The 20,895-nt window shown below is 68.9% G+C and carries 16 protein-coding genes and 1 pseudogene; 6 read left to right on the top strand and 11 right to left on the bottom strand.

Translation table 11 applies throughout. The features are described from left to right. Positions 1 to 982: 982 nt before the first annotated feature. On the bottom strand, positions 983 to 3,697 hold the full coding sequence (locus ABT360_RS17480; protein WP_351816493.1) for a tetratricopeptide repeat protein: 2,715 nt from the start codon (positions 3,695 to 3,697) through the stop codon (positions 983 to 985). Positions 3,698 to 3,815: 118 nt separating this feature from the next. On the opposite strand from ABT360_RS17480, the gene ABT360_RS17475 reads away from it, so the two are divergent. Further along, positions 3,816 to 4,013 carry a hypothetical protein gene (locus ABT360_RS17475; RefSeq protein WP_351816490.1) on the top strand — a complete coding sequence of 66 codons (198 nt, stop codon included), beginning with the start codon at positions 3,816 to 3,818 and terminating at the stop codon, positions 4,011 to 4,013. A gap of 174 nt (positions 4,014 to 4,187) precedes the next feature. Here the strand turns inward: ABT360_RS17475 and ABT360_RS17470 are convergent. The 4 genes and pseudogenes from ABT360_RS17470 to ABT360_RS17455 all read right to left on the bottom strand — a co-directional run. Then, positions 4,188 to 4,439 (bottom strand): annotated as a pseudogene (locus ABT360_RS17470) (LexA family protein); the annotation flags it as partial. 225 nt (positions 4,440 to 4,664) lie between these two features. Next, positions 4,665 to 6,629 carry a DUF3732 domain-containing protein gene (locus tag ABT360_RS17465; protein ID WP_351816487.1) on the bottom strand — a complete coding sequence of 655 codons (1,965 nt, stop codon included), beginning with the start codon at positions 6,627 to 6,629 and terminating at the stop codon, positions 4,665 to 4,667. After that, positions 6,626 to 7,102 carry a three component ABC system middle component gene (locus tag ABT360_RS17460; RefSeq protein ID WP_351816484.1) on the bottom strand — a complete coding sequence of 159 codons (477 nt, stop codon included), beginning with the start codon at positions 7,100 to 7,102 and terminating at the stop codon, positions 6,626 to 6,628. The genes ABT360_RS17465 and ABT360_RS17460 overlap by 4 nt, the downstream gene beginning before the upstream one ends. After that, a complete protein-coding gene (locus ABT360_RS17455; protein ID WP_351816481.1) occupies positions 7,099 to 8,316 on the bottom strand; it encodes an ABC-three component system protein in 1,218 nt (405 codons plus the stop codon). Before ABT360_RS17455 ends, ABT360_RS17460 begins: the two co-directional genes overlap by 4 nt. Positions 8,317 to 8,509: 193 nt before the next feature. Here ABT360_RS17455 and ABT360_RS17450 point away from each other — a divergent pair, with 193 nt between their 5' ends. The 3 genes from ABT360_RS17450 to ABT360_RS17440 all read left to right on the top strand — a co-directional run bounded on the left by ABT360_RS17450 (position 8,510) and on the right by ABT360_RS17440 (position 10,212). Then, positions 8,510 to 8,935, top strand: coding sequence for a DUF4259 domain-containing protein (locus ABT360_RS17450; protein WP_351816478.1), 426 nt, complete (start codon positions 8,510 to 8,512; stop codon positions 8,933 to 8,935). Between the two features lie 41 nt (positions 8,936 to 8,976). After that, positions 8,977 to 9,390 carry a hypothetical protein gene (locus tag ABT360_RS17445; RefSeq protein WP_351816476.1) on the top strand — a complete coding sequence of 138 codons (414 nt, stop codon included), beginning with the start codon at positions 8,977 to 8,979 and terminating at the stop codon, positions 9,388 to 9,390. A 243-nt stretch (positions 9,391 to 9,633) separates the two neighbouring features. Next, positions 9,634 to 10,212 (top strand): DUF4253 domain-containing protein, encoded by a 579-nt coding sequence (locus ABT360_RS17440; protein WP_351816474.1) that lies wholly within the window; start codon positions 9,634 to 9,636, stop codon positions 10,210 to 10,212. A gap of 105 nt (positions 10,213 to 10,317) precedes the next feature. Here the strand turns inward: ABT360_RS17440 and ABT360_RS17435 are convergent, their stop codons facing one another. From ABT360_RS17435 to ABT360_RS17415, 5 genes are all read right to left on the bottom strand, one after another. After that, the gene (locus tag ABT360_RS17435) at positions 10,318 to 12,141 is read right to left on the bottom strand and encodes a site-specific integrase (protein WP_351816472.1); all 1,824 of its coding nucleotides are present in this window, start codon (positions 12,139 to 12,141) and stop codon (positions 10,318 to 10,320) included. A 599-nt stretch (positions 12,142 to 12,740) separates the two neighbouring features. Then, positions 12,741 to 13,073, bottom strand: coding sequence for a helix-turn-helix domain-containing protein (locus ABT360_RS17430; RefSeq protein ID WP_351816470.1), 333 nt, complete (start codon positions 13,071 to 13,073; stop codon positions 12,741 to 12,743). 4 nt (positions 13,074 to 13,077) lie between these two features. After that, entirely contained in the window at positions 13,078 to 14,319 is a 1,242-nt protein-coding gene (locus ABT360_RS17425; protein ID WP_444852262.1) for a tyrosine-type recombinase/integrase, read from the bottom strand. Continuing rightward, positions 14,306 to 14,851, bottom strand: a complete 546-nt coding sequence (gene lexA / locus ABT360_RS17420) for a transcriptional repressor LexA (RefSeq protein WP_444852261.1) — start codon at positions 14,849 to 14,851, stop codon at positions 14,306 to 14,308. Before lexA ends, ABT360_RS17425 begins: the two co-directional genes overlap by 14 nt. 128 nt (positions 14,852 to 14,979) lie before the next feature. Further along, entirely contained in the window at positions 14,980 to 15,237 is a 258-nt protein-coding gene (locus ABT360_RS17415) for a hypothetical protein (protein ID WP_351816468.1), read from the bottom strand. Between the two features lie 267 nt (positions 15,238 to 15,504). Between ABT360_RS17415 and ABT360_RS17410 the strand changes: the two genes are divergently transcribed. Together ABT360_RS17410 and ABT360_RS17405 are read left to right on the top strand one after the other, a co-directional pair. Continuing rightward, positions 15,505 to 16,746 (top strand): endonuclease domain-containing protein, encoded by a 1,242-nt coding sequence (locus ABT360_RS17410; RefSeq protein ID WP_351816466.1) that lies wholly within the window; start codon positions 15,505 to 15,507, stop codon positions 16,744 to 16,746. Between the two features lie 71 nt (positions 16,747 to 16,817). After that, positions 16,818 to 17,117 (top strand): DUF6300 family protein, encoded by a 300-nt coding sequence (locus ABT360_RS17405; protein WP_351816463.1) that lies wholly within the window; start codon positions 16,818 to 16,820, stop codon positions 17,115 to 17,117. Positions 17,118 to 17,250: 133 nt separating this feature from the next. Here the strand turns inward: ABT360_RS17405 and ABT360_RS17400 are convergent, their stop codons facing one another. Next, the gene (locus tag ABT360_RS17400) at positions 17,251 to 20,895 is read right to left on the bottom strand and encodes a LysM peptidoglycan-binding domain-containing protein (RefSeq protein WP_351816460.1); all 3,645 of its coding nucleotides are present in this window, start codon (positions 20,893 to 20,895) and stop codon (positions 17,251 to 17,253) included.

Raw genomic sequence — 20,895 nt, 5'->3', positions numbered from 1 at the left:
GCGTCACTCGCGGCGGTGATGGGACGGGCGAGGATTGACCGAGGGGCAGGTAGGCTCCGGGCATCCGCGAAGCGGCCACCCCAGCGGCTGGAGAATTGTCTCGGCGCCCGCGGCCCGGACTTCATGCTGGGCGCATGAACGACTGTGACGGTCCCGATCTCCCGGACTGGCAGCTGTACGTCGTTAGCCGGCTGGGCCCCGGCGAAGGGCCAACCACTGGTGAGAGCTATGCGGTCTACGCACGGCCGTGCTGGCAGTGCGGAGCGCCGGTCGGCGAGCAGTGCCTGCCGCTTGCCCGGGCACGGCGGTTCCGAGGCGCCCACGCGGCGCGGTACGCGAACCTCACCTCGTATGACATGGAGCGCAACCGGGAGGCTCTCGGCCGGCCGTGCCCACAATGCGCTGCGGCCACGGGGGCGATGTGCCGGACGGCGCCGAGGGACGGGAGCCAGCCGCGGGAACTGCGGCAGACCGTGCACACGGCCCGCGAGGACGGCACCATGGGCTGATGGAGCGGCCTGCGCCGCCGTCTGACCTGCGTCGGTTATAGAAATTCGACCATGAATGAGGCAGCGCAGCGGAGGTCTAGGGCTGGGGCTCGGCAGCTTCCTTCGCGACGTGGCCGATCACGCGGTACACCTTGTCCAGGCCCTGCTCGACGGCCTGGACGGCTTCGCTGGCTTCGGCGAGTCCGGCGTCTGGCATCGGGCGAGGGGTCCGGGCCGGAACGGCGTAGCGATCGGGGGCGTAACTTATCTGGGGGTATTCGTTGATCTGCGCAGGTCAGGCGGCTTTTGGTGTGTGCAGGCACGTTAGGCACGTACGGGAAGTGGTTCGGTCGAACCACTTCGTGGACGCTCGTTGAAGCACGGCGGTGCGCCACGCGGAAAGCAACGAGGCTGAGTAGGTCTGCGGGGCACCGCCCACCACACGTCTTCACCACGTGGTGCCAGGCAGCGGTCAAGGGGGAGTGGCACGCGGATCATTGCCATGGCCGCGTGGGCGTGCCATCTGGGTCTAGTCCGTCGGGCCACCGCGTTGCTAAGACACGTGTGACCCAAGTGTCGTCCTTGTCCACACCAAAGTCGGCGGCTTGCCGGTAGAGGTGCTCGGCGCTTTCCCGGTCCCCGACCCATTCCCGCATTAGGGCCAGGTGGACCAGGGCGTCGGTGCTGCCGTGGTCGGCGGCCTGCCGGTAGAGGCGCTCGGCGCTCTCCCGGTCCCCGACCAGCTTTCGGCTCGTGGCCAGGTGGACCAGGGCGTCGGTGCTGCCGTGGTCGGCGGCCTGCCGGTAGAGGCGCTCGGCGCTCTCCCGGTCCAAGGCCTCCTCCCGCACCTTGGCTAGGCGGACCAGGGCGTCGGTGTCGCCGTGGTCGGCGGCCTGCCGGGCAAGGCGCTCGCCGCTCTTCCAGTCCCTGAGCCCTCCCCGCCTCAGGGCCAGGTAGACCAGGACCTTGGTGTTGCCGTGGTCGGCGGCCTGCCGGGCAAGGCGCTCGCCGCTCTCCCGGTCCCCGACATCCTCCCGCAACTCGGCCAGACGGACCAGGGCGTGGGTGTTGCCGTGGTCGGCGGCTTGCCGGGCGAGGCGCTCGGCGCTCTCCCGGTCCCCGACCTTCTCCCGTACCTTGGCTAGGTGGACCAGGGCGTCGGTGTTGCCGTGGTCGGCTGCCTGCCGGGCGAGGCGCTCGGCGCTCTCCCGGTCCCCGGCCTCCTCCCGCATGTCGGCTAGGCGGTACAGGGCGTCGGTGTTGCCGTGGTCGGCGGCCTGCCGGTAGAGGTGCTCGGCGCTCTCCCGGTCCCCGACCTTCTCCCGTACCTTGGCTAGGTGGACCAGGGCGTGGGTGTCGCCGTGGTCGGCTGCCTGCCGGTAGAGGTGCTCGGCGCCCCGTATTGCGGCCAGGTGGTACAGGGCGTCGGTGTTGCCGTGGTCGGCGGCCTGCCGGGCGAGGCGCTCGGCGCTCTCCCGGTCCCCGGCCCTTTCCAGCATCCCGGCCAGACGGACCAGGGCGTGGGTGTCGCCGTGGTCGGCGGCCTGCCGGTAGAGGTGCTCGGCGCTCTTCCGGTCCCCGGCCCTTTCCCGCGTCCCGGCCAGACGGAACAGGGCCTTGGTGCTGCCGTGGTCGGCGGCCTGCCGGTAGAGGTGCTCGGCGCTCTTCCGGTCCCCGGCCCTTTCCCGCGTCCCGGCCAGGCGGAACAGGGCGTCGGTGCTGCCGTGGTCGGCGGCGCGGTGCAGGAGGTGGTGGGCCCATTGCAGGCGGTGCCGCCTTTGGGCTGCCGTGGCGAGGTTGTTCAGGTCGTCGGGGTGGGTGAGGTGGGTGAGGGCGGCGTGCCAGAAGGAAGCGGGCGGACACAGTGGTCTGCGGGCGGTGCGGCCGTGTTGTTCGAGGTAGTCGGCGAGCCGGAACATCGGCCCCGCAGTCGCCGGGGGTGGGATGTCGGCAGGCGGGGCCGGCGTGGGCGGTCGTCGTCGGGGCCGGGGGGTGGTGTTGCGCAGGGGGGCTTGTTTGCCGTGGACCAGTTCGGCGAGTTCAGCGAAGGCCTGTTCGGCCCAGTCCTCGGTGAGCTGGTCGTAGTCGGTGTCGGTGAGATAGTCGGCGGCAGCGTCGATGAGAAATGCCTGCGGCAGGTTGAGGCCGACACCGAGGCGGCGCGCGTCCATCGCCGCCTCCAGCACAGCTCTGGCCGCAGGGGTCGCCCGTTCGTAGCGGTTGAGCAGCTCGGGGGCCCCGGCCAGGTCCTGAGTCACTCGCCCGTCGGCGTCGGCGCGGGTCAGGGCATCGGCCAGCAGCCGGTCACCGTCCCGGGCGAGGGCTGCCGCGGTGGCCAGCGCCTGGGCATCGAACGCATCCGGGACGCTCAGCGTGCGGCCGGACAGGAGTTCCCGCACCCGGCTGTACGGGTCTTCCCCTCCTGGGGAGGGCAGGGCGGTGTAGCGGGCGGCGTACTCGGGCCAGAGGGTGCCGAGCACCAGCACCGGACCACGCTCCGGGGTGGTGAGCAGGCCATGGAGTGCGGCGGCGATGCGCTCACCGGCCTTCCGGTCGCCGAGGTAGTGCTGGGCTTCGTTCAGCCACACCACGGTTCGACGAGCGACATGGTGCAGGTCATCGAGAGCGGCCTCGGCGCGGGTGGGATCGAAGGGATGCCACAGCCTCCACCCCATGTCCGCGAGCGGCTGCACAGCCTCCCAGCACGCCCGTGTCTTGCCCGTCGACGAACCGCCCACCAGGACCACCATCCGGCTGCGGCCGGCCGCAGCGTCCCGGACCGCTTCCGCCAGCACCAGGTCATGCCCGCGCTTGATGTACCCCGGCAGCACCCGCGCTCCCGGCGCATCACTGCTGGGAGCGATGCTGCTGGGCCCGGCCGGATGGACTTCCAGAGCGTGCGGCTCCCACTGCCCGATGGGGCGGCCCGGCACCGGCCGCTTTCCTTCCCCGCCTCCGTCCGCGTCCCGCTGCAAGGCCAGCAACTCCCCGACAGGCAGCTTCAACGCGCGGGCCAGTGCCGCCACCGTGTGCGCCGAGGGCACCGGCCCGCCGGTCTGGAAGGCCTCCGACACGGTCGTACGCCCCAGCCCCGACCGGCGGGCGAGTTCCGTCTTGTTGATCCGGTTGCGGGCCAGCCCGTCGCTCAGCTTCCCGCGCAGCTCCGTGAGTGCCGGATTGTCGCCGTTGCCGTTTCGCTCATACTGCACCCGCTCGCCCCCGCAAAGCCGTGTTCGCCGGTGTTCATCTTCCTCCGGTGAACCCCGGCGAACAGGGTTTCGGTGACTTTCAACCACGACACCCCAGCTCGTGAACCGGGAGCCTGCCGTGACCGTCGCCGTCGCCCTTCTCACCACCGCACTCGTGATCGTCATCGCGCTGCTGGCCGCCGCCGGCGCGGCCAAACTCGCGCGCTTGGACGGCGCCACCTACCCGGCCGCTCTCACCCGAGCCGCCACCGCCTTCGCCGCGGTCATCACCCTCGCCGCTGCGGTGGCGGGAGTACTCGCCGCCCTCTTCGCCTGATCTATGCCTCAGCCAGCTCACCGGCCGCAGGCCGACGGCCCCAAGCCCGCACCCAGTACCGAACCACTCCTCCCGTGTTCACGGTGTCCCGGCTGGCGGCAGGGCAGCGTGGGGAGCGGAGTCCGCCCGGGAGTCCTTCGCACGTCGACCGGGCGGACCGCTCTTTCGTGGTCCTCAGAGAGTGCGCAGGACGGCGACCACCTTGCCGAGGATGGCCGCGTCGTCGCCGCGGATCGGCTCGTACGCCGCGTTGTGGGGCATCAGCCACACCCGGCCGTTCTCGCGGCGCAGGCGCTTGACGGTGGCTTCGCCGTCCAGGAGCGCGGCGACGACGTCTCCGTGATCTGCGGAGTCCTGGCGGCGGACGGTGACGATGTCGCCGTCGCAGATGGCGGCCTCGATCATGCTGTCGCCGACGACTTGAATCCGACGGGTTCGCCGAATCCTGGAGGGTTCAGGAAGGGAACCGATGGCAGACTGCGCCCGATCGCGTGCGGTCTGACGTAAGTTCGCGCGCCCGGGTATGTGCACTGATACAGCCGTAGGGACTCAGATCTTTCGCGAGAACACCGTGTCAGCGGTCGCTTAATTCATTTCATGACCGCCCGCCCGCCCGCCGCTGCGGCGGGCGAGGTGGTGGTCGGCCACTCATCAGCTCTCCGGGGTATCTGGCTCCATCCAGGTCGAGGGCACGAGTCCTGAGTCGTTGCCGTACCGCCAGCGCTCGACAACGTGCTGGCTGAAGGCTGGGTCGTCGAGGTCGGCGTGTTCCATGACGATGACCTGCATCTTGCCGGCGAGTTGCTGCAACGTGCGGTGAATGGCCTCGTAAGTGTTCAGCAGATGCGTGCGGTCGTTGGTCTGCAGGACTTCCTCGCCGGTCGGTTCTGCTGGGAAGTACACCTGCGACGGTTGGTCGAGGACCAAGATGCGGGGAACCGGACTCTGGTGCCTGGTGAACCACTCATGGAGGCTGAGCAGAGTGGAAACGTGGTAGCCCAGATGATTCTCGGCACTCCCCATGTCCTTGAGCTGGACGGGTCCGTCGGTGGTGTCGGCGATAACCGTGAGCCGGTTGAGGTCGAGCCGTATGGGCGAGGCCGCGAAGTCCAGGTCCAGTCTCCTGGCCTTCTCCCTGATGTCTTGGTTAATCAGGGAGAGGAAGCTGGCGAGACGCTCGTCCTGGGTGCTCCCGCTGAGCTGTTCCTCCAGCCTCGCGATTTGGTCGCGCAGTTCCTCACGGCGGTCCAGGACACGAGGCGCCGCGGCCTGCTGGGCGATCGTGTCGACGTAGAGGCTGATGCGTCCCTGGACGATGGCGGCCCGGCGCAGGTCGTCGGGCTCCTGCTGGGTCGTGCGCAGGCCCGTGGTGAGTTCTTGAACCTGCTCCTGGTTGCGGGAAAGTTCTGAACGGAGCTCTTGCAGGCGGTCTTCCTGGTCGGCGATGAGCCGGCGGATAGCGGGGGTGTCGTTTCGAATGGCCCCGAGGTCGCCGTCGAGGAGGGCGAGGTCCCGTGTGAGGCTGGCAATAGTGTCGTTCGCCGAGGGGATGGTGCTGTCGCAGACGGGGCAGTGGTCGAGATCCCCGGCTTCTGCGTCCTGCCGGAGGAGGCCGAGGGAGGTAAGGCGGGCACGCTGTTCGATGGCCTGGTCGCTAAATTCGTCGTTCTCAGCGAGGGCACCCTTGAGGTCAGCGATCCGGGCCCGAGCCAGCGCGAAATCTCGGCGCAGGTCCGCTCGGCGGGCGTGGAGGGTCGCAAGGGGGTCGCCGCCGGTCTCGTGAGGCCGCAGCGCGCCGCCGTGAGCCAGTTCGTTGCGGAGACGACGGAGGAGCTGGAGAACATCGTCTGCGGTCTGCGCGCCGGTCTGCGGGGGCAGCAGACCGACTTCGACGGCTTCGGTCAGGAGAGCCTGAGCCTGGCCGCTGGCGGGAGTTCGGTCTGCGGATACAGCGAGTTTGGCTTCGTTGTCGGCCAGGTCCCGGCGAAGGTTGCGGAGCTTGTTGTGAAGCAGTGCCTGCTCGGGATCGACCGCGCCGAGGAAGTACGGGACAACTCCGCGAATGGTGTTCGGTCTCCACTCCTCGCCCTGCGAGTGGAAGAGAACATCAGGATTAGCGACTTCGTTCTGAGCTTGGAAGCAGAAGAAGAGGGCGTGGCGGATGGACGGGGCTATGAGCGTGTTCTTGCCGACGGCCGGCACGCGGACGGTGTTGTCGATGCCGCAGAAGTCGCTCAAGTAGGCCTTGGCGGTGTCCTCGGGCGTCGTGAACCGAAGATCCTCCAAGGCTGGCGGCGGGCTGCCGGGAGCCTGGGTGAGCACACACATCGTGGTGCTGGTCTTGGCGTTGTCCTTGGGCGCCTGACGAGCTACGAAAAGCTGCTCGCCGGGCTTGACGAGGGTGATGGCGTAGGTGCTGACGTAGGTACGGACCTTGCCCGCTTTGACGGGGTAGTCAGAGCTGGCGAGGCAGTAGTCGATGATCGTCAGCAGCGCGCTCTTTCCACGTCGGGAGTCACCCGTGACGATGTTGAGGGCGCCGAGCTGGAAGGGGACGGTACGCATCTGGCCGGGCTTCTTGCCGTAGATGGTGACCGCTTTAATTTGGAACGTCACGGTTTGACTCCGAGAAGGGTCAGGACTGTGCTGAGGCTGCCCGTGCTGGGCAGCCAGCGCCCGAGGAACTGGGCGGCCTGCTGGATCGCGATGGTCTGATCGGTTGCTCCCTTGATCCCCTTGGTGGTGGGGCCCAGGGCCAGGGTGAGTCCCTCTTCTGTGGCCCTCAGAGTCCTGGTCTGGAGGGCAAACAGGACGCCGGGGCGCACCACGGCGGCGAGGGAGGCCGCGTTGCGGGTCATGGCCACGCGCACGGCGTCATTCGTGTCGAGCCACTTCATCAGGCCGCTGTTCAGGGTGCTGGGGAGTACCGCCCTGATCGCGGGCTGAAGGGCCATGATCCCTGCCACGACGGCCACGGGCAGCGGGCAGGGGGTGTTGTACTGCTGCTCGTGGCCTTGGACGGCACGGGTGCACAGAAGCGCGGTGAAGGCGGGGTTGTACAGGGCGCGCTCTTCGCGGCTCAGGTTCATCCAAGGACCTCGACGGGCTCAAGGAGCCGCATCAGGCGGGCGGCGAAATCGGGGTGCCAACCGACTCGGCGCTCGTCGGCAAGCATGTGGTAGGAGCCCTTGGTCACGAAGACCTCGTCGCATCCGGTGCGAATCTGGAAGCGGGCCTCTTGGTCGACCCATCGGTAGATCAGCTTGGCTTCGGCCTTCTTCTGCTCCTCGGTGGCCTCGGGGCCGAGTTCTTCCTCCATCACGGCGAAGCGGGCTTCCCACTCCTCCACCAGCCGGCGCTCGTACTCGCCGATCTCGCCAGGGCGTAGCAGGTTCTCGTTGGTCCATCGCGAGCGCTGCGCGAAGGCGCGCACGTAGTCCCGGACAGCAAAGCCGATGCGTGTGGAGCCCACTCCGATGAGCCCCAGTTGTCGGACGAAGATCTTCTCTGCCTGTTCCGTGGGGTCGCCGGTCATACGAGTGATGTCGCCGTCGATCGGCAGGTTGTCGTGCTGAAACTGCCGCTGGAGGCTGCTGAACACCTCGTCGAACTCGACACCGGTGACCGGGCTGCCGCCCGGCGTACGCATCTGCTCGATCACCCGGTCGTAGAACCAGCCCTCCAGCCGGTTCAAGAAGGCTTTCGCCGCGTCGTGGCCGGCGGCCACTGCGGCGAGGCGGAGCATTGCGGTACGGACGTCGGCGATGTCCTCGGTACCCCCGACGACCTGGATTCGCGCGAGCAAGGCGCTCTGCAGCGGCTTGGCCATGCCGGTCAGCGCAGCGAATGACTTCAGGAGGTCTTGGCTCTTGGTCTTTGAGGCTTCGGCCGCAGCACACAGCTGCTTCAGGGCTCGCTCCTCATCGCGGTGCCCCGTGGTGCGATGCTGAAGGAGGTAGCCAACGCTGTCCGCAGGCAGCTCAGCGGTGGTGAGCAGGTAGAGGTTCGTCTCCTCCAGGTCGATGCGTCCTGCCGTAGCTGCCTCTGCCCAGATCCGGAGGGTCTTCCAGAGATCCTTAGACGTATCAGTCAACCGAACGCCCTCGGCACGCTGTTTGAGCTGAAGAAGGTCAGTCACGGAGCCGATGTGCTGTTCGATATCGTCGGCGGCCTCAACTGCAATGCTCCAGTCGGGCCCAGCGCTCATCCACTGCTCAATGCACATGTGCAGAGCTTTGGCGAACTGGAACAGGTAGCCCAAAGCGGACGCCGACGCTTCGTACTGCTCTCCCCCGTCTGCCATCACGCCCCCCAATCCAGACCGGTCCCGCGATCATTCCATGAGGCGGACGATCCGCATAAGGGTGGGTGTTCTGCCTCTCTGTATGAGGCACCACGGGAGAAGGTCGCAGGCATCCCTTGGACTGCGCGGCTGCTCCTGTCAGTGGCCTCTGTCAGGCTGCCTCGGTCAAGACCAAGATTGATCTGGAGAGACCATGGGCACTTGGGATGTCGGCCCCTTCGACAACGACACCGCAGCGGACTTCTGTGACGACCTCGACGAGGCAGCCGCAGGCGAACGTGAAGGCATCGTCCGCGGCATCCTCACCCGTGTGATCGACACCGCGGGCGATCTGGAAGCACCCGAATCTGAGCAAGCCGTTGCTGCGGCCGCCCTCGTCGCCGCGCAATGCTCTGGCGGCGAGCCTGCCGATCCCGTGTATGGGCCGAAAGAGCCGCTTCCTGATCTCACCGGCTTGCGCGATCTCGCCCTTCAGGCCCTTGACCGCGTCATGACCGACCCGTCCGAGCTGATGGACCTATGGGCGGAATCGGATGGCGGCCCCTGGCGCGCGAATATCCGCCGCCTGCGGGGCGTGCTCCTGCCGCAGCCGCCCGGAGAGCAGCTCAGCCTTATCTGACCGCACCGCAACCACTACCTGACTCCATCCGGAAGGCCGCCATGAGCTGGGATGTGCTTCTCCTCCGCCTACCCGACAACGTGACCTCGGTCCAAGAGATCCCAGGCGATCACACCTCGCCCCCGCTCGGCCGCCTCCACGACGTGCTCGCGGCCGTCGCCCAGGCCGCTCCAGACGCCGATCTCTCGGACCCGACCTGGGGAGAGCTACTCGGACCCACCTGGTCCATGGAACTCAACATCGGCGATGAGGACCCAGTGGACTCGATCATGCTCCACATCCGGGGATCCGGCGATGACGTGCTCACACCCGTCTTCCGGCTTGCCGAAACTCTGGGCTGCAAGGTCATCGACTGTGCCGAAGGCGACTTGATCACTGCCGGGCAGACGTCGGGCTGGCATGCGTTCCAGCAGTTCCGCGACCGCGTGTCCGGCCCCGCGGAACCACAGCACTAGCATCCACCCGTGCACCCTGAACCCCGACTGACCCTTGAGAGCCCGCTCCCGCCCGGCCGGATGATCACATCCGATGAAGGCGATGGAGACGTGCAGCCCCTATGGCTCAGTGACCGGCCGGCCACGGCCGGACTATGGACTCAGCTACATGCCGAGCACACTCGCTCTGGCCTGTGGCCGTTGCTGCTTGACGCGCTGGATCCGGATGATGATGAGTTCCGGCCGTGGGGATCGGGCGAGCTCATGCCCGAGCGGATGTCTTCTCCGGCGATCCACGACCCGGCTGGTCTTCTCGAGGAGTGGTGGGCGACGTACACCGCCCTCGATGAAGGCGACGACATGCTCGACGCCAAACGGCGCCTCGCCGTCACGGCCCCCTTCGGGCAAGCCTGGCCCGGCATCGCTCCCACTCGGTCGGCCGCGACCGACCCCGACGAACTGGCAGCCGAGTACGCCCAGGCGTTTCTCGCCGACCGTCCGCAGTCCCGGCTGGGACTGGTCGCGGCCGCATCCGGCTCCGAGACCCTCACTGTTGCAGGTTGGTGCGGCCCCCTCAACTACGACAACGACACCGCCAAGTTCTCTGCGGTCATCAGCGACTGGGAGCACCGATTCGGCGCCCGTGTCATCGCGGTCGGCTTCTCCACACTGCACCTCAGCGTCGCCACCCCACCGATGAACGAGGAAGATGCCCTCCTGGTCGCGGCCGAGCACTTCGCCTTCTGCCCGGACAACGTCTGGCAGGGCAGAAGGCCGTACACGCTGACCGCGTACGCCGAGCGGATCATCGGGGCCCGCAGCTGGGACTTCTGGTGGGACTGATCCATCCCCCGGCCGGGAAATGATCACCGGCTCAGCCGGGAGGTGATCTTCAAGCGCTTCGTGAGCCCCTGGTCAGCGCTACCCGTGACCAGCTGTGGGCTGACATCACGGGGTGATGGGGTCGTGCTTCTTGTCTGGGTGTGCCGACAAGACGTAGCGGGTTGCGGAGAGGTTGGACAGACCGAAGAGCTCCATCAGCCGGACCGGGTCGGCGCTGTGACGCGCCTCGTCGACGATTCGGTCCACGCGGAGGCGACCAGCGGGCAGGCCGACGCGCTGGAAGAGGTGCTGGATCACGCCCGCGCTGATGGACGGGCCGGAGTCGTCGACGGCGGTGTTGCGGGTGACGAAGAAGTGGGGGTTGGAGCTGTCGGGCCACCGCCGGTGGCGCTGGAGTTCCCACGCGGTGACAAGCCGCAGGGTGAAGGCGTCGAGGTAGATGACGTGATCCAGTCGTCCCGCCCGGCGCAGGCGCAGTCGGCCCCTGCTGCGGTCGAGATCGCTTCGCCGGAGGTGGACGAGTTGTCCGGGGAGGAGGGCGTAGATGGCAACGAGGGCAACCATGAGACGGTCGCGGGGGTCGTCGAGGTGGTCGAGGAGGCCGGCGATGCGGTCCGAGGGCAGCGCGGTCGGCACGGATCGAGTGCTGGTGAGGGAGATGGCTCGGGCGGGATCGCGGAAGACGAGTCGTTCGCGCTTGAGGGCTCTGAAGAAGGAGCGCAGCGCGGTGTGCAGGCGGCGGGCCTTGTCGCCGCGGAGCGGGTCCAGGGCGTCCTCAATGTGGTTCTTGGTGACCTCGCGGGGGTCGGTGAGGCCGTCGGCGATCCAGGCTTCGAGCGTGTCCAGGATGGCGACCACGTAGTTCTCGACCGTCTTGGGGCTGCGGGCTCGGCTGGAGGTGCTGCCCTGGCCGAGGAGCACGTCGATGAACGTGTGCACGGCGGTGGAGAAGGCCGGGTGTGTGACGGCGGTAGCGTGGTGGCGGGCGCGCGCGGTGCACGGATCGCTGGGCGGGCGGGCGTCGAGCAGGCCGCGCAGGCGGAGATAGTTGATGACTCGGGCGCCGTGGAGGTTCGGGTATGTGGAGACCAGGGCTCGGATATCGCGCTCCTGGATGGGAACGTCGGCGCCGAGGTGGCCGGTCACGATGCGCAGGGTTCGGGTGCTGCCGTTGAAGGAGTGGGTGCTCCATCCCCGGCCGCGCATGTACGAGGTGAAGTCCGCGACGAGAGCGGCTGCCGCTGAGGTGGGGGCGGGCGGCCTGGTGGTGTCCAGACGGGACCAGTCCCGTGGTGGAGCCGGAAAGAGTTCCAGCTGAGCAGGGTCAAGGAGATGCTCGGACGGTCGCGGTGCGGACGCGGCCCGGGCCCGGGTGCGGCGGCGTTTGAGGGCGAAGCGGCCTTGGAGCGCCGCTGTGCCGGGCAGCAGGCGTCCGACGGCCAGTCCGGCGGCGTGGGGGTGGGCGAACCACAGCTGGTCGCCGTTCTTCATCGCGATCTGGGCGGTGTCTACTTCTGTTTCGGCGATGACGATCCGGCACATGCGGCAGATCCCGTCGCGGAGCATCAGGGTGCGGTGGCAGCGGTCGCACTCGGCGTCGGTGCCGCCGCGTTTGCGGATCTCGTGGCACCAGCTGGTGCACGCCACGCACATGACCCGGCGGTCATTCGCCCAGGCCAGGCAGTGCGTGCACTGTCCTCGCAGCTCAGGGTCTCGCTGCCCGCCCTGGCGGGTGGGCCCGGTTCCGCGCGGCGGGATCACCCGGCGTGGTGGGGGCGGTGCGAGGAGACCGGCACGGTCCAGGGCCTGTCCGAGGATCGGGCCGTTGTAGAGGAGGTCTTTCAGGGCTTCGGTGGCGACCTGGTGCTGATCGGGGTCGCGGGCGGCCAGTGCCAGGCGGGCGAAGCCTTCGAGCCGCCAGATCCACATGGTCCGGGCGCGTACCCGACGCTCGTCCGCCAGCTGCTGCAGTTGCTCGACGACGGCCTCGAAACCGGGGATGCTCCGGTCTGCGATGCGGCGTGGGTGCGGGCGAACTGGCGGGCCGGAGTCGGGAAGAGTCCCAACTGCCCGGGAACCTGGACAGGGCAGATCCGGGGATCGTCCCGCACCGGGTCGGGAATCCTGGCCCGTAGCCACGGCGGGATTGCCGCTCGCCGCCCGGACTTGGCCTGGGGCATCCGCACGGGCCTGGTCTCGGGCAGGGCGATCCCCTCGATGTCCAGGACGAGCTGACGCGGCCGGCCTGGCGCGAGGGCTTCGTCGTGGAGCTCGCCCCAGGCCCAGTCGTCGTCTTCCCCGAGGCGGACGGCCAGCAGGCAGGGCGCGCACACCCCGGCCCGCGGCACCGGCACGGTCCGCGCGCAGCGCCGGCACGGAGCCTCGCTCCAGCCGTCCCTGCCCGAGGACACGCGGGTCCACGCCCACGCGCACCGCGGGCACATGGCCTTCCCGTTCACTCCTCCCCAGCTCGCACACTTCTCGCACGAGCCGAGCAGCCCAAGCCCCCTGGTCACTGGATACCCGGTTCAGTTCGGCGGCAGCGAGCGCCGGGCTCCGCCGCTGCCCGGCCTGGGAATCGGGCGCGCGGGTCCGCTCTCGCCGACGGCACGCAGCTCGGATTCCGGGCGTCCCTCAGCTGCCGCCACCGGCTCGGCTTCCATCAGGTCCGCCACCGTGCACTGGAGGGCGGCGCAGATCTTGTCCAGGTCCTCCAGGCGGACCGTGACCGGCGTGCCCGACCACAGCGCGGCCACCTTGCTCAGGGACGGGGTGAACCCCACCTCCCGGAAGGCTGCCTGCAGCTGGGTCGGGCGCCAGATGTCGCGCTTGGCCGCGGCCCAGCGCAGGTTCCACTTCAAGGGATCACGCCTCCGTGCTCAGCCGGCGAACCGCTCGCCGGGAAGACTCCAGGCTCGCCCGCTCCGGGTCGCCCTTCGCGGTCGCGAGATAGCCGACCGTGGTGGATGCCCAGACATGGCCGAGCAAGACCTGCACGTCCCACAACGGCATCCCCGCCTCATAGTTGTGGGTCGCGCAGGCGTGCCGCAGGAGATGCGGAAAGAGCTCGCTGACCGGGCCCCTCAGATACTCGTGCGACGCCATCTTCAGCGCGCGCCGGAACGTGTCGGGCACCACCGGCGGTGCGAGCAGCCCGTCCATGCCGGCCAGCGACTTCGGCAGCCGTTCGGAGGGGAACAGCGGCGCCCGTGGGTCGGAGGGGTCATCGGGAAACTCGCCCCGCACGTCCTCGATGTACCACCACAGGAGCGCGCGGCCCTCTTCGAAGAGGAAGGCTTCACGGTCACGGGGGCCTGAGCCGCCGGCGCCCTTGCCGTGAACCAGGAACCGTCCCCACTGTCCGTTCTCCCAGTGCACGTCTCCGAGCTGCACTTGGCAGAGCTCCGCCGCTCGGACCCCGGAGATGTAGGTGAGCTTGGACATCACGTAGTTGCGGACCGCCACCGGGTACTTCCGGGCCCGCGGCAGCGCCTCACGCCAGGCGGCGAAGAACTCCTTCGTCGCCCGGGCCGACGGCGGGATCCGAAGCCCGAAGTCACCACGGTGGACTGGCCGGTTGAACGCGTCAACGGGTGACTCGACTACCGCGCCGAACCGGCGGTGGATCTCGCCGGCGTAGCGCTGTTCCAGGAAGGCGTAGTAGAGGTCGATCCGGTTGATCTTCGACCTGACCGTCGTGTGCCGCGGTCGCTTACCCGGGCCCGCGAAGTATCTGTCCAGTTGCCGCGAGGTCAGGTGCCACGGCATGACGTCGTAGTACGAGCAGATCTCCAGCACTGGCTGGACCAATGACTCCAGCGTGCGCGGTGACAGGCCCGCGACGTCCCGGGCCCATACGTACTCGGCGAGGGAGTCCTGGAAGAGCGCCCGCTCGGCTTCCACAGATGCGGTCGCTGCGGCTTGTCGCTGGAGCGTCAGGACGTCAGCCAGGCCCGGCTCCGGCCGCGCTTGTTCGCCAGGCCGGTCCTTCACAGCTACGTCGCCGCCCGTGATGAGGGAGAGGCGACGAGTCCCGGAATCCGTCACAAGGAAGTAAATTACAGAGGGAACTCCTGGAATCTGCGAGTAATCGTCAGATCCCCACACGATCGAGTGAAGCGTCTGCCCGCGGCTCCGACCTGCATGAACAGCCACAACTCCCGCACGGAGCAGCGGAGCGAACCCGTCGGCGCTCCAGTTTGAGCGCGAACAGCTGGCCCTTGCCGACGAGGTGGCGCGGCAGAGGAAGGACGTCCTCGACGGCTTCCTCGGCGAGGATCGGGGCGCCGGCGGCGATCCGGCCGAGCAGGGGGACGTGGGCCAGGTCCGGCGTGCTGGCTGTCGGCGCCTGGGGGAAGTCGTCGCTCCAGCGGTGTCGGACGCGGTAGGCGCGCGGCCGGTGCGGGTCGCGGTAGAGGACGCCTTTGCGTTCGAGGGCCATCAGCTGGTGCGCAACGGACGAGGTGCTCTTGAGTTTGACCGCCTGGCCGATCTCGCGCATCGATGGCGGGTAGCCCTGGCGGGCGACTTCCCGCTCGATGAAGGTGACGATGGCGGCCTGACGGTCGGTGAGCCCTTCGGGGTTGACGCGAATGCCGGGCGGCCGCCCGGGCCTACCTGCGGTTTCAAAGGCATGCATGTGGTGCTCCCCCCTGACGGGATCTTGCGTGGGGTGGACAGTAACCCGCCAACCACGACAAAGGGAACACTCTTTCGACAACCGACTGTGAGAGGCGGAGTCCTGTGGGTGAGCGCTGGTCCGGATCTTCAGGTAACCGTGACGCGCAGGACGTACCACTCGCCGGTGCTGATCGCTTCAGCCTGCTCGACCAGGTCGGCATGGGTGAACTCCAGCAGGGCCTGGTCGGCGACCCGGCGCAGCAAGGGCAGGATCTCAGCGAGAGGCCGGCCTTGGTGTGTCTTGGCGAGTTCTGCGAAGGCCCGCTGGTACGGGGCTCCATAGGTGCTGGCACTGTCGGCCAGCAGCCGATTGAGGTGTTGCCTGTCCACGCTGATCTCACCCATGATCTGCTCCCGTGCCTTCTGGGCCCTGGCCGCTCCAGGCCCTCCTTTCCGACGCTACGAGCCCGGTCTGACAGTCCGGGTCGGGGCTCAGTCCCGTCGCCGCTTTTGTCGAGGCGGATCCCTGGTGAGTGAGCTACTTGAGCAGGTCGTCCGCTGGCGGCGCCGTTGCCTTCAATTTGAGGAGGTGCAGTGCAGGCGTGCGAGAAACCGTGCGTGCGTACGGATGCCGTAGCGGGCATTGTCAGACCCCGCTGCCACCATCCGGTCATGCTTATGAAGCCGGAGGCCGCCCGCACCACCTTCTCGGAGCTCACCCAGGGCTCTGCCGTCCCGCTGCAGCCGGATGTCCTTCTTCGAACCAAGTACGACGTGCGCCGCCACGGCCATGTCCTCATCGGTGACATCGCTCTGCGCTGCTACAAGCACAAGGGGCGCTGGATGTACGACGAGCGGGATATCCGAAGCGCCGGTCATGCCTTCGCCGGTGTCACGGACCTTGGTGAGCTTGTAGAGGTACAGCTGCCGCCGTACCGTCGCCCGCAGGAGGGAGATCCCGATGAATGGGACCATGCCGACTGGCGGCTTCACCTTCTGTGGCTGATGCTCGACGCCGCCCACAACAAGCTGGTCGAGGAGAAGCGCCCGTTCAACGAGTGGGGTGCCTGGAGGACGATCGGCGACAACGGTTTGCCCATCGGGCTGACGATGGACGAATTCGTCGCGCGGCACAGCGATGTCAAAATCGCGGGCACGTTGCCGCTACGGCTGCTGACCTGGTCAGGAACGCAGTGGCTGCTGCCTCGGGCTTACGTGGGCCTGCTCGACCGGTGGCAGCTCCTGGACAACGAGCTGAGCGACCGTGCCCGGCTGTGCTCCCGCTGCGGCAGCCAAGGGCCGCGGTGGTCAGGCTGGCGGACACCGACCACGACCGGATACGTCACCTTGTGCCCGCCCTGCTCAGGGGAGACCTACCAGAAGTACCAGGGCCACCTTCGGGGTGTGTTGTACGAGGCACTGCGACGACTCGCCACGCGTGCCGACGCCTACCTGTGCCGGCTGTGCGGTGAAAGCCGCGCATCGGTGTGGGACCACTGCCACGAGCACGGGTTCGTTCGCGGGCCTTTGTGCGCCAGCTGCAACACATTCGAGGGCAAGGGAGTGCCGTACCACTTCCTCCAGCAGCAGGGAGCCGCCCTCCACCTCCTGGAGTGCAGCGGATGCCTGCAACAGCGGACTCTCCCTCGCCGGTTCGGCATCGGCGTAGTGCGCGCACACCTGGAGGACACCGAACGACACGGACGCTGCCGCAGCCGGCCATACGCCCGGGAACTGGAGCACGCCCACGGTGTGCATCGGTTCGAGCTCTACTGCAGCGGCTCCCACCTGACCAGCAGAGAGTGGACGAGGGACGTCACGGTGGCCGAGGCCGCGCAACTCGTACGGGCCTTCGTCACCAAGACGCTCGATACGCACGGCAGCAAGCCGTCGGTGGCCAAGAGCGAAGTGTGACGAAAGGGTTGACTCCGCACGTCAGGGCGTCTTGGGTGAGGGCCCCAAATCGCAAACAAGGAGGTGCCCAGATGCACCGTGTCGACCTCTCCGACAACTTGCCTCCGTGCTCACGCTGCCGTGGTGACCTGGTCAGCAGTGTCGTAATGCCCAAGGAAGATGCCTTCGGACGGCCGATCCACCTGCAGCTGTGTCCCACCTGCGACGCCGAGAAGCCGGCAGCCGGTGCGCTGCTGCGATTCTTCGCCGAGGGCGGGGGCCGGGACACGGCACGGGCGGAGGAGGGCGCCCAGCTGCTGATGGAGTGGACGAAGGAGGGCATGGCCGAGCACGGCTGGTACTGGCAGCAGACGCCGGGGCAATCCGGCTGAACGACGGCAGCGTCGCGAACGCACTTCGACACCCCAGGGCCCACCAGGCGCGACCAGCTTCCGGCCGATCTTCCTCACTGGCCAGGCCGGCACACGATTGGTGGGCGGCAGTTGCCACCCTGGACTTCTGTCGTCAGCGGGCGCGGGTCATGGGGCGGGGCAGCAGGTTCCGTAGGAGTTCAGCGGTCTCGGCTTCCATGTCGACGCCGCCGAGGAGCTGTTCGTTGATGCGGGCGAGTCGGGCGGCGGCCTCGCGAAGGGCGTCGATGTCGCCGGCAGCGTGGTGGGCGAGGAAGATCTGGCGGTGCAGCATCTCGCTTTCCTCGGCGGCGAGCAGGCCGCGCTTGGCCGCCCACAGCGCTCCGGGGATGTCGTCGGCTTCCCGTCGGCGGGTGGAAAGCTCGTAGGCGACGTCAACGATCGCGGAGACCATCTCCTGGATGATCGGCTCGGCCCAGGCGTAGCGCTGGGGGTCGATGCCGGTGAAGGGTCGGCCGCGGACCAGGGCGAGCGCGCGGCGCAGAGCGAGGTCGCCGTCCTCGTCGTGGCGGGCAAGTCCGGTGCGGGCGAAGCGCTGGAATTGGGTCCAGTCGCAGGTGACTGCGGGGCCGAGGCGGTACCGGCTGTCGCCGGTGTCCTGGACGCGCGGCAGATGGGCGTTACCGTCAGCGTCCTTGCCCAGCCAGGAGCGGGTGCGGGAGATGACGGCGTTGCGCATCTGCTTGTTGACCAGACGCCCGGGCCAGAGGGCGTCGTCGATGCTGTGGTGATCCACGCCTGGGTTGAGGGCGAGGAAAGTGACCAGCTCGATGCCGGCGCTGCGGCGGCTGGAGTCGATCCTGCCGCTGGCGCCTTCGATGCTGATGGGGCCGAGCAGCAGGACAGCCGGCCCTCCGGCTGATTCAGCCAGCGACGGAGACTGTCGGGCATCGGCTGAGTCTGATGCCACGGGTGTCAGCGGGTCACCGTCGGCGGCGGGTGCCGGGGCGGGGATGGTGACGTGGACGGCCGGTGTTGCGGATGTAGCACAGGGGCTGGTCACCGCCAGAGCGCCGTCCGTCGGCCCGGCGGCCGGTACGGGGTCGTCGCCCTCGTCGTCGGCGGCCAGGACCTCTGCGAGCGAGGGGCCAGCGGGTTCGCCCTGCCGCCCGTCCTCGTCCTCGTCCTGGCGCTTGGCCAGGTGGGCCGACGGTGCCGGGACGGCGCCTTCTTCGGAGCCGTCGGTCTCGGCCAGCGGCTCATCATCCTCGGCGGCGGCATCCCGCTCGAGCTCGGCGTACTCGGAAGGCAGCCCTTCTTCGTCGGCTGCGTCCTCGCCGACTGCCTCTTCATAGGGCCCTGTTCCTGCGGCATCCGCGCTGCTTGCGGTGTCATCGATGCGCCCGCGCCCACCGTGCTCGTGCTCGTCGTCCTGGTCGTCCGCGGCCTGGGCCCAGTCCGGGGCCGGGACGTCGGCGTCGCTGGCCGCGAGGGTGAGCAGCTCGATGGCGTCGGCGAAGTGTTCGTCGCTCAGGCCTTGCAGCTTGACGGGGAGGTTGGAGCCGGGCAGGGCGATGGTGTGGTCCGGGCCTTGGCACTCGAGGGTCCACGCGGTCGCCGGAAGCTCGGCTGGGGCGCTGGCGGTGATAACGGCGCCCGCCGCGCGGGGCTCTTCGGTGAGGGTGTCGAAGAGTGCGGTGCGGTGGGTGCCGTCCGGGATCGCGGCCGCGAGAAGGATGTGTGGTGTCCAGGCGCCAGCGGCGTCGTCCATGAGGCGGGCGGAGCGCAAGCTGCTGGCGCCGACGGCGGCCAGGGCGCGGCGTTGGTCGTCGGTGTGGCCGGCCAGTTCTGCGGTGGCGTCGGCGAGGTCGTCAATACGGACGACGCGCTCGGGAGCGGCGGCATCCAGGCCCGGCGCGGTGTCAGCCAGGGCGGTGACTTCGAGGTGGCCGGGCAGCGGCGTGCTGGCCAGCTCGACTGCGATGGCCTGCAGAACGTGCCGGGCGAAGTCATCGTCTCCTGCCAGGTTGAGGATGCCGACGTGTTCCAGGTCGACCAGGACCAGGTGGCCGGCGCCGTCCCAGCCGATCGAGACCAGCGCCGGGTACGGGGCGTCGGCGTCCTGCAGCTGCTCGTCGTCGGCCAGGTCCGGACTTGACGCCGCGCAGACCCACAGATCCTTACGGCCCGCCGTCGCAATGAACGGCTTCATGGGCGCGGTGTCCTCGGCCAGGTGGAGCTCCACCTTCGCTTCGTGGAGGACGACTGCCTCGATGACGGGCAGTTCGCGGCCCGCGGCGGCGAGGTTGAGGGCGAGGGAGCGCAGGGCGGTATCGAGAAGGTCGAATCCGGTGGGGTGCTGGGCGGCGCGCAGGCTCTGCTCAGTGGCGGCCGCGCGGCCGGTCGGCATGGGGATGCGCCGGCCGGGCCGCCGGCGGCGTTGCTGCAGGATCCGGCGGGTCGCGAGCGTGCCGACGAGCGCGGCCGCCAGGGCTCCGGCACCGGCCCACACGGCGGCCGGTGCCAGGGCGGTGTCGCTGTCACTGCTGGACGGTACGGCAGGCGCCTGGGAGCGGTTGCCGTCCTCGCTGGGCGCCGGGGTAGCGGTGCTCGGGGCGGTGGTGCTCGGGGCGGGCTGTGCGGTATGCGAGGACGTGGGGGTCGCAGCCGGTGCGGTCGGCTTGCCAGCCTCCGCTTCCTTGTCGGCGGCCGGCTCGGGCGTCGGCGTCTTCTCGCCCTGTTTGTCCTCGTCGGTCTCCGGCGCCTTCGGGTGGTCAGCACCTTGGTCTGCGGGCGGCTCATCGACCGCGTCGGCCTGAGGCAGGTCGAGCTCCTGGCCGGGGAAGATCAGGTTGGGATTGGTGAAGCGGCCTCTCCCGGGGAGGTGCTCGCCCTTGTTGGCCTCGTAGATGGCCGGCCAGTCCTCCGGGTCACCGTGTTCGTCGGCGATCGACCAGAGGCTGTCGCCCTCTCGGACCGTGACGCTGTCCGGTCGCACTCCTTCGTCCTCACCGGCGGTGGAGTCGCTGTCGCGATTGTTCTGGGCCTGGTCCTCGACGTGCTGCCCGCGGGTTTGCTGCTCAGGCGCCTGGGTCTGCGGACTGCTGGTCGTAGCCGGGGAGGGGCTGGTGGCCGGGGCGACGGGCCGGGCGTCGGCCGGCAGCTTGATGACGGCGCCCTTGGGCAGGTACTGGTCGCCGGCCACGAGCTGCGGGATCTCGGGGTTCAGCGCGGCGATGTCCTTCCAGCGCTTGCCGTCCCCGAGGTACTCCTCCGCCAGGTCCCACGGCAGCTCGGTGGCAGTGGCAACGGTGTGCTGGGGCCAGTCGGCTTCATCGGCGAGTACGGACGCCTTGGCGCTCGGTGTTGCGCTGGTACCGCTCTCCCCCACGGTGTGCACGGTGGCGGCGATCGCCGGCCCCGTGGTGGCGGCGGACGCCGCGGTGGGGGCGAGCAGCACGATGCCGCCGATGAGGAAGCCAGCGAGCGACTGCAGGCTGCGCAGCCCCTTGATGCGGGGTGCGGAGCGCCGGCGCAGCAGGGCGATGACCTCCACGAGCACGGAGAACGTGAAGGCCGCCCATCCGATCCAGCCGATGCAGGTGAGCACGACCAGGAACAGGCTGCCGTCGTCCTGCTCCAGAAGGTTGATGCCACCGGCCAGTTGGGTCGGCTGATGGCCCACGGCGAGGAGCAGCACGGGCACGCCGGCGACCAGGGCGGTCAGGATGGCGAGGCCAAGCAGGGCCCGCAGCAGGGCACCGATGGCGCGCAGCGGGGCGGGGGTGCGATGGGCCAT

Origin of the sequence: Streptomyces sp. NPDC000229, assembly GCF_040300825.1 — a bacterium.
GTDB lineage: Bacteria > Actinomycetota > Actinomycetes > Streptomycetales > Streptomycetaceae > Streptomyces.
This window is presented reverse-complemented; position numbering and strand designations above follow the sequence as displayed.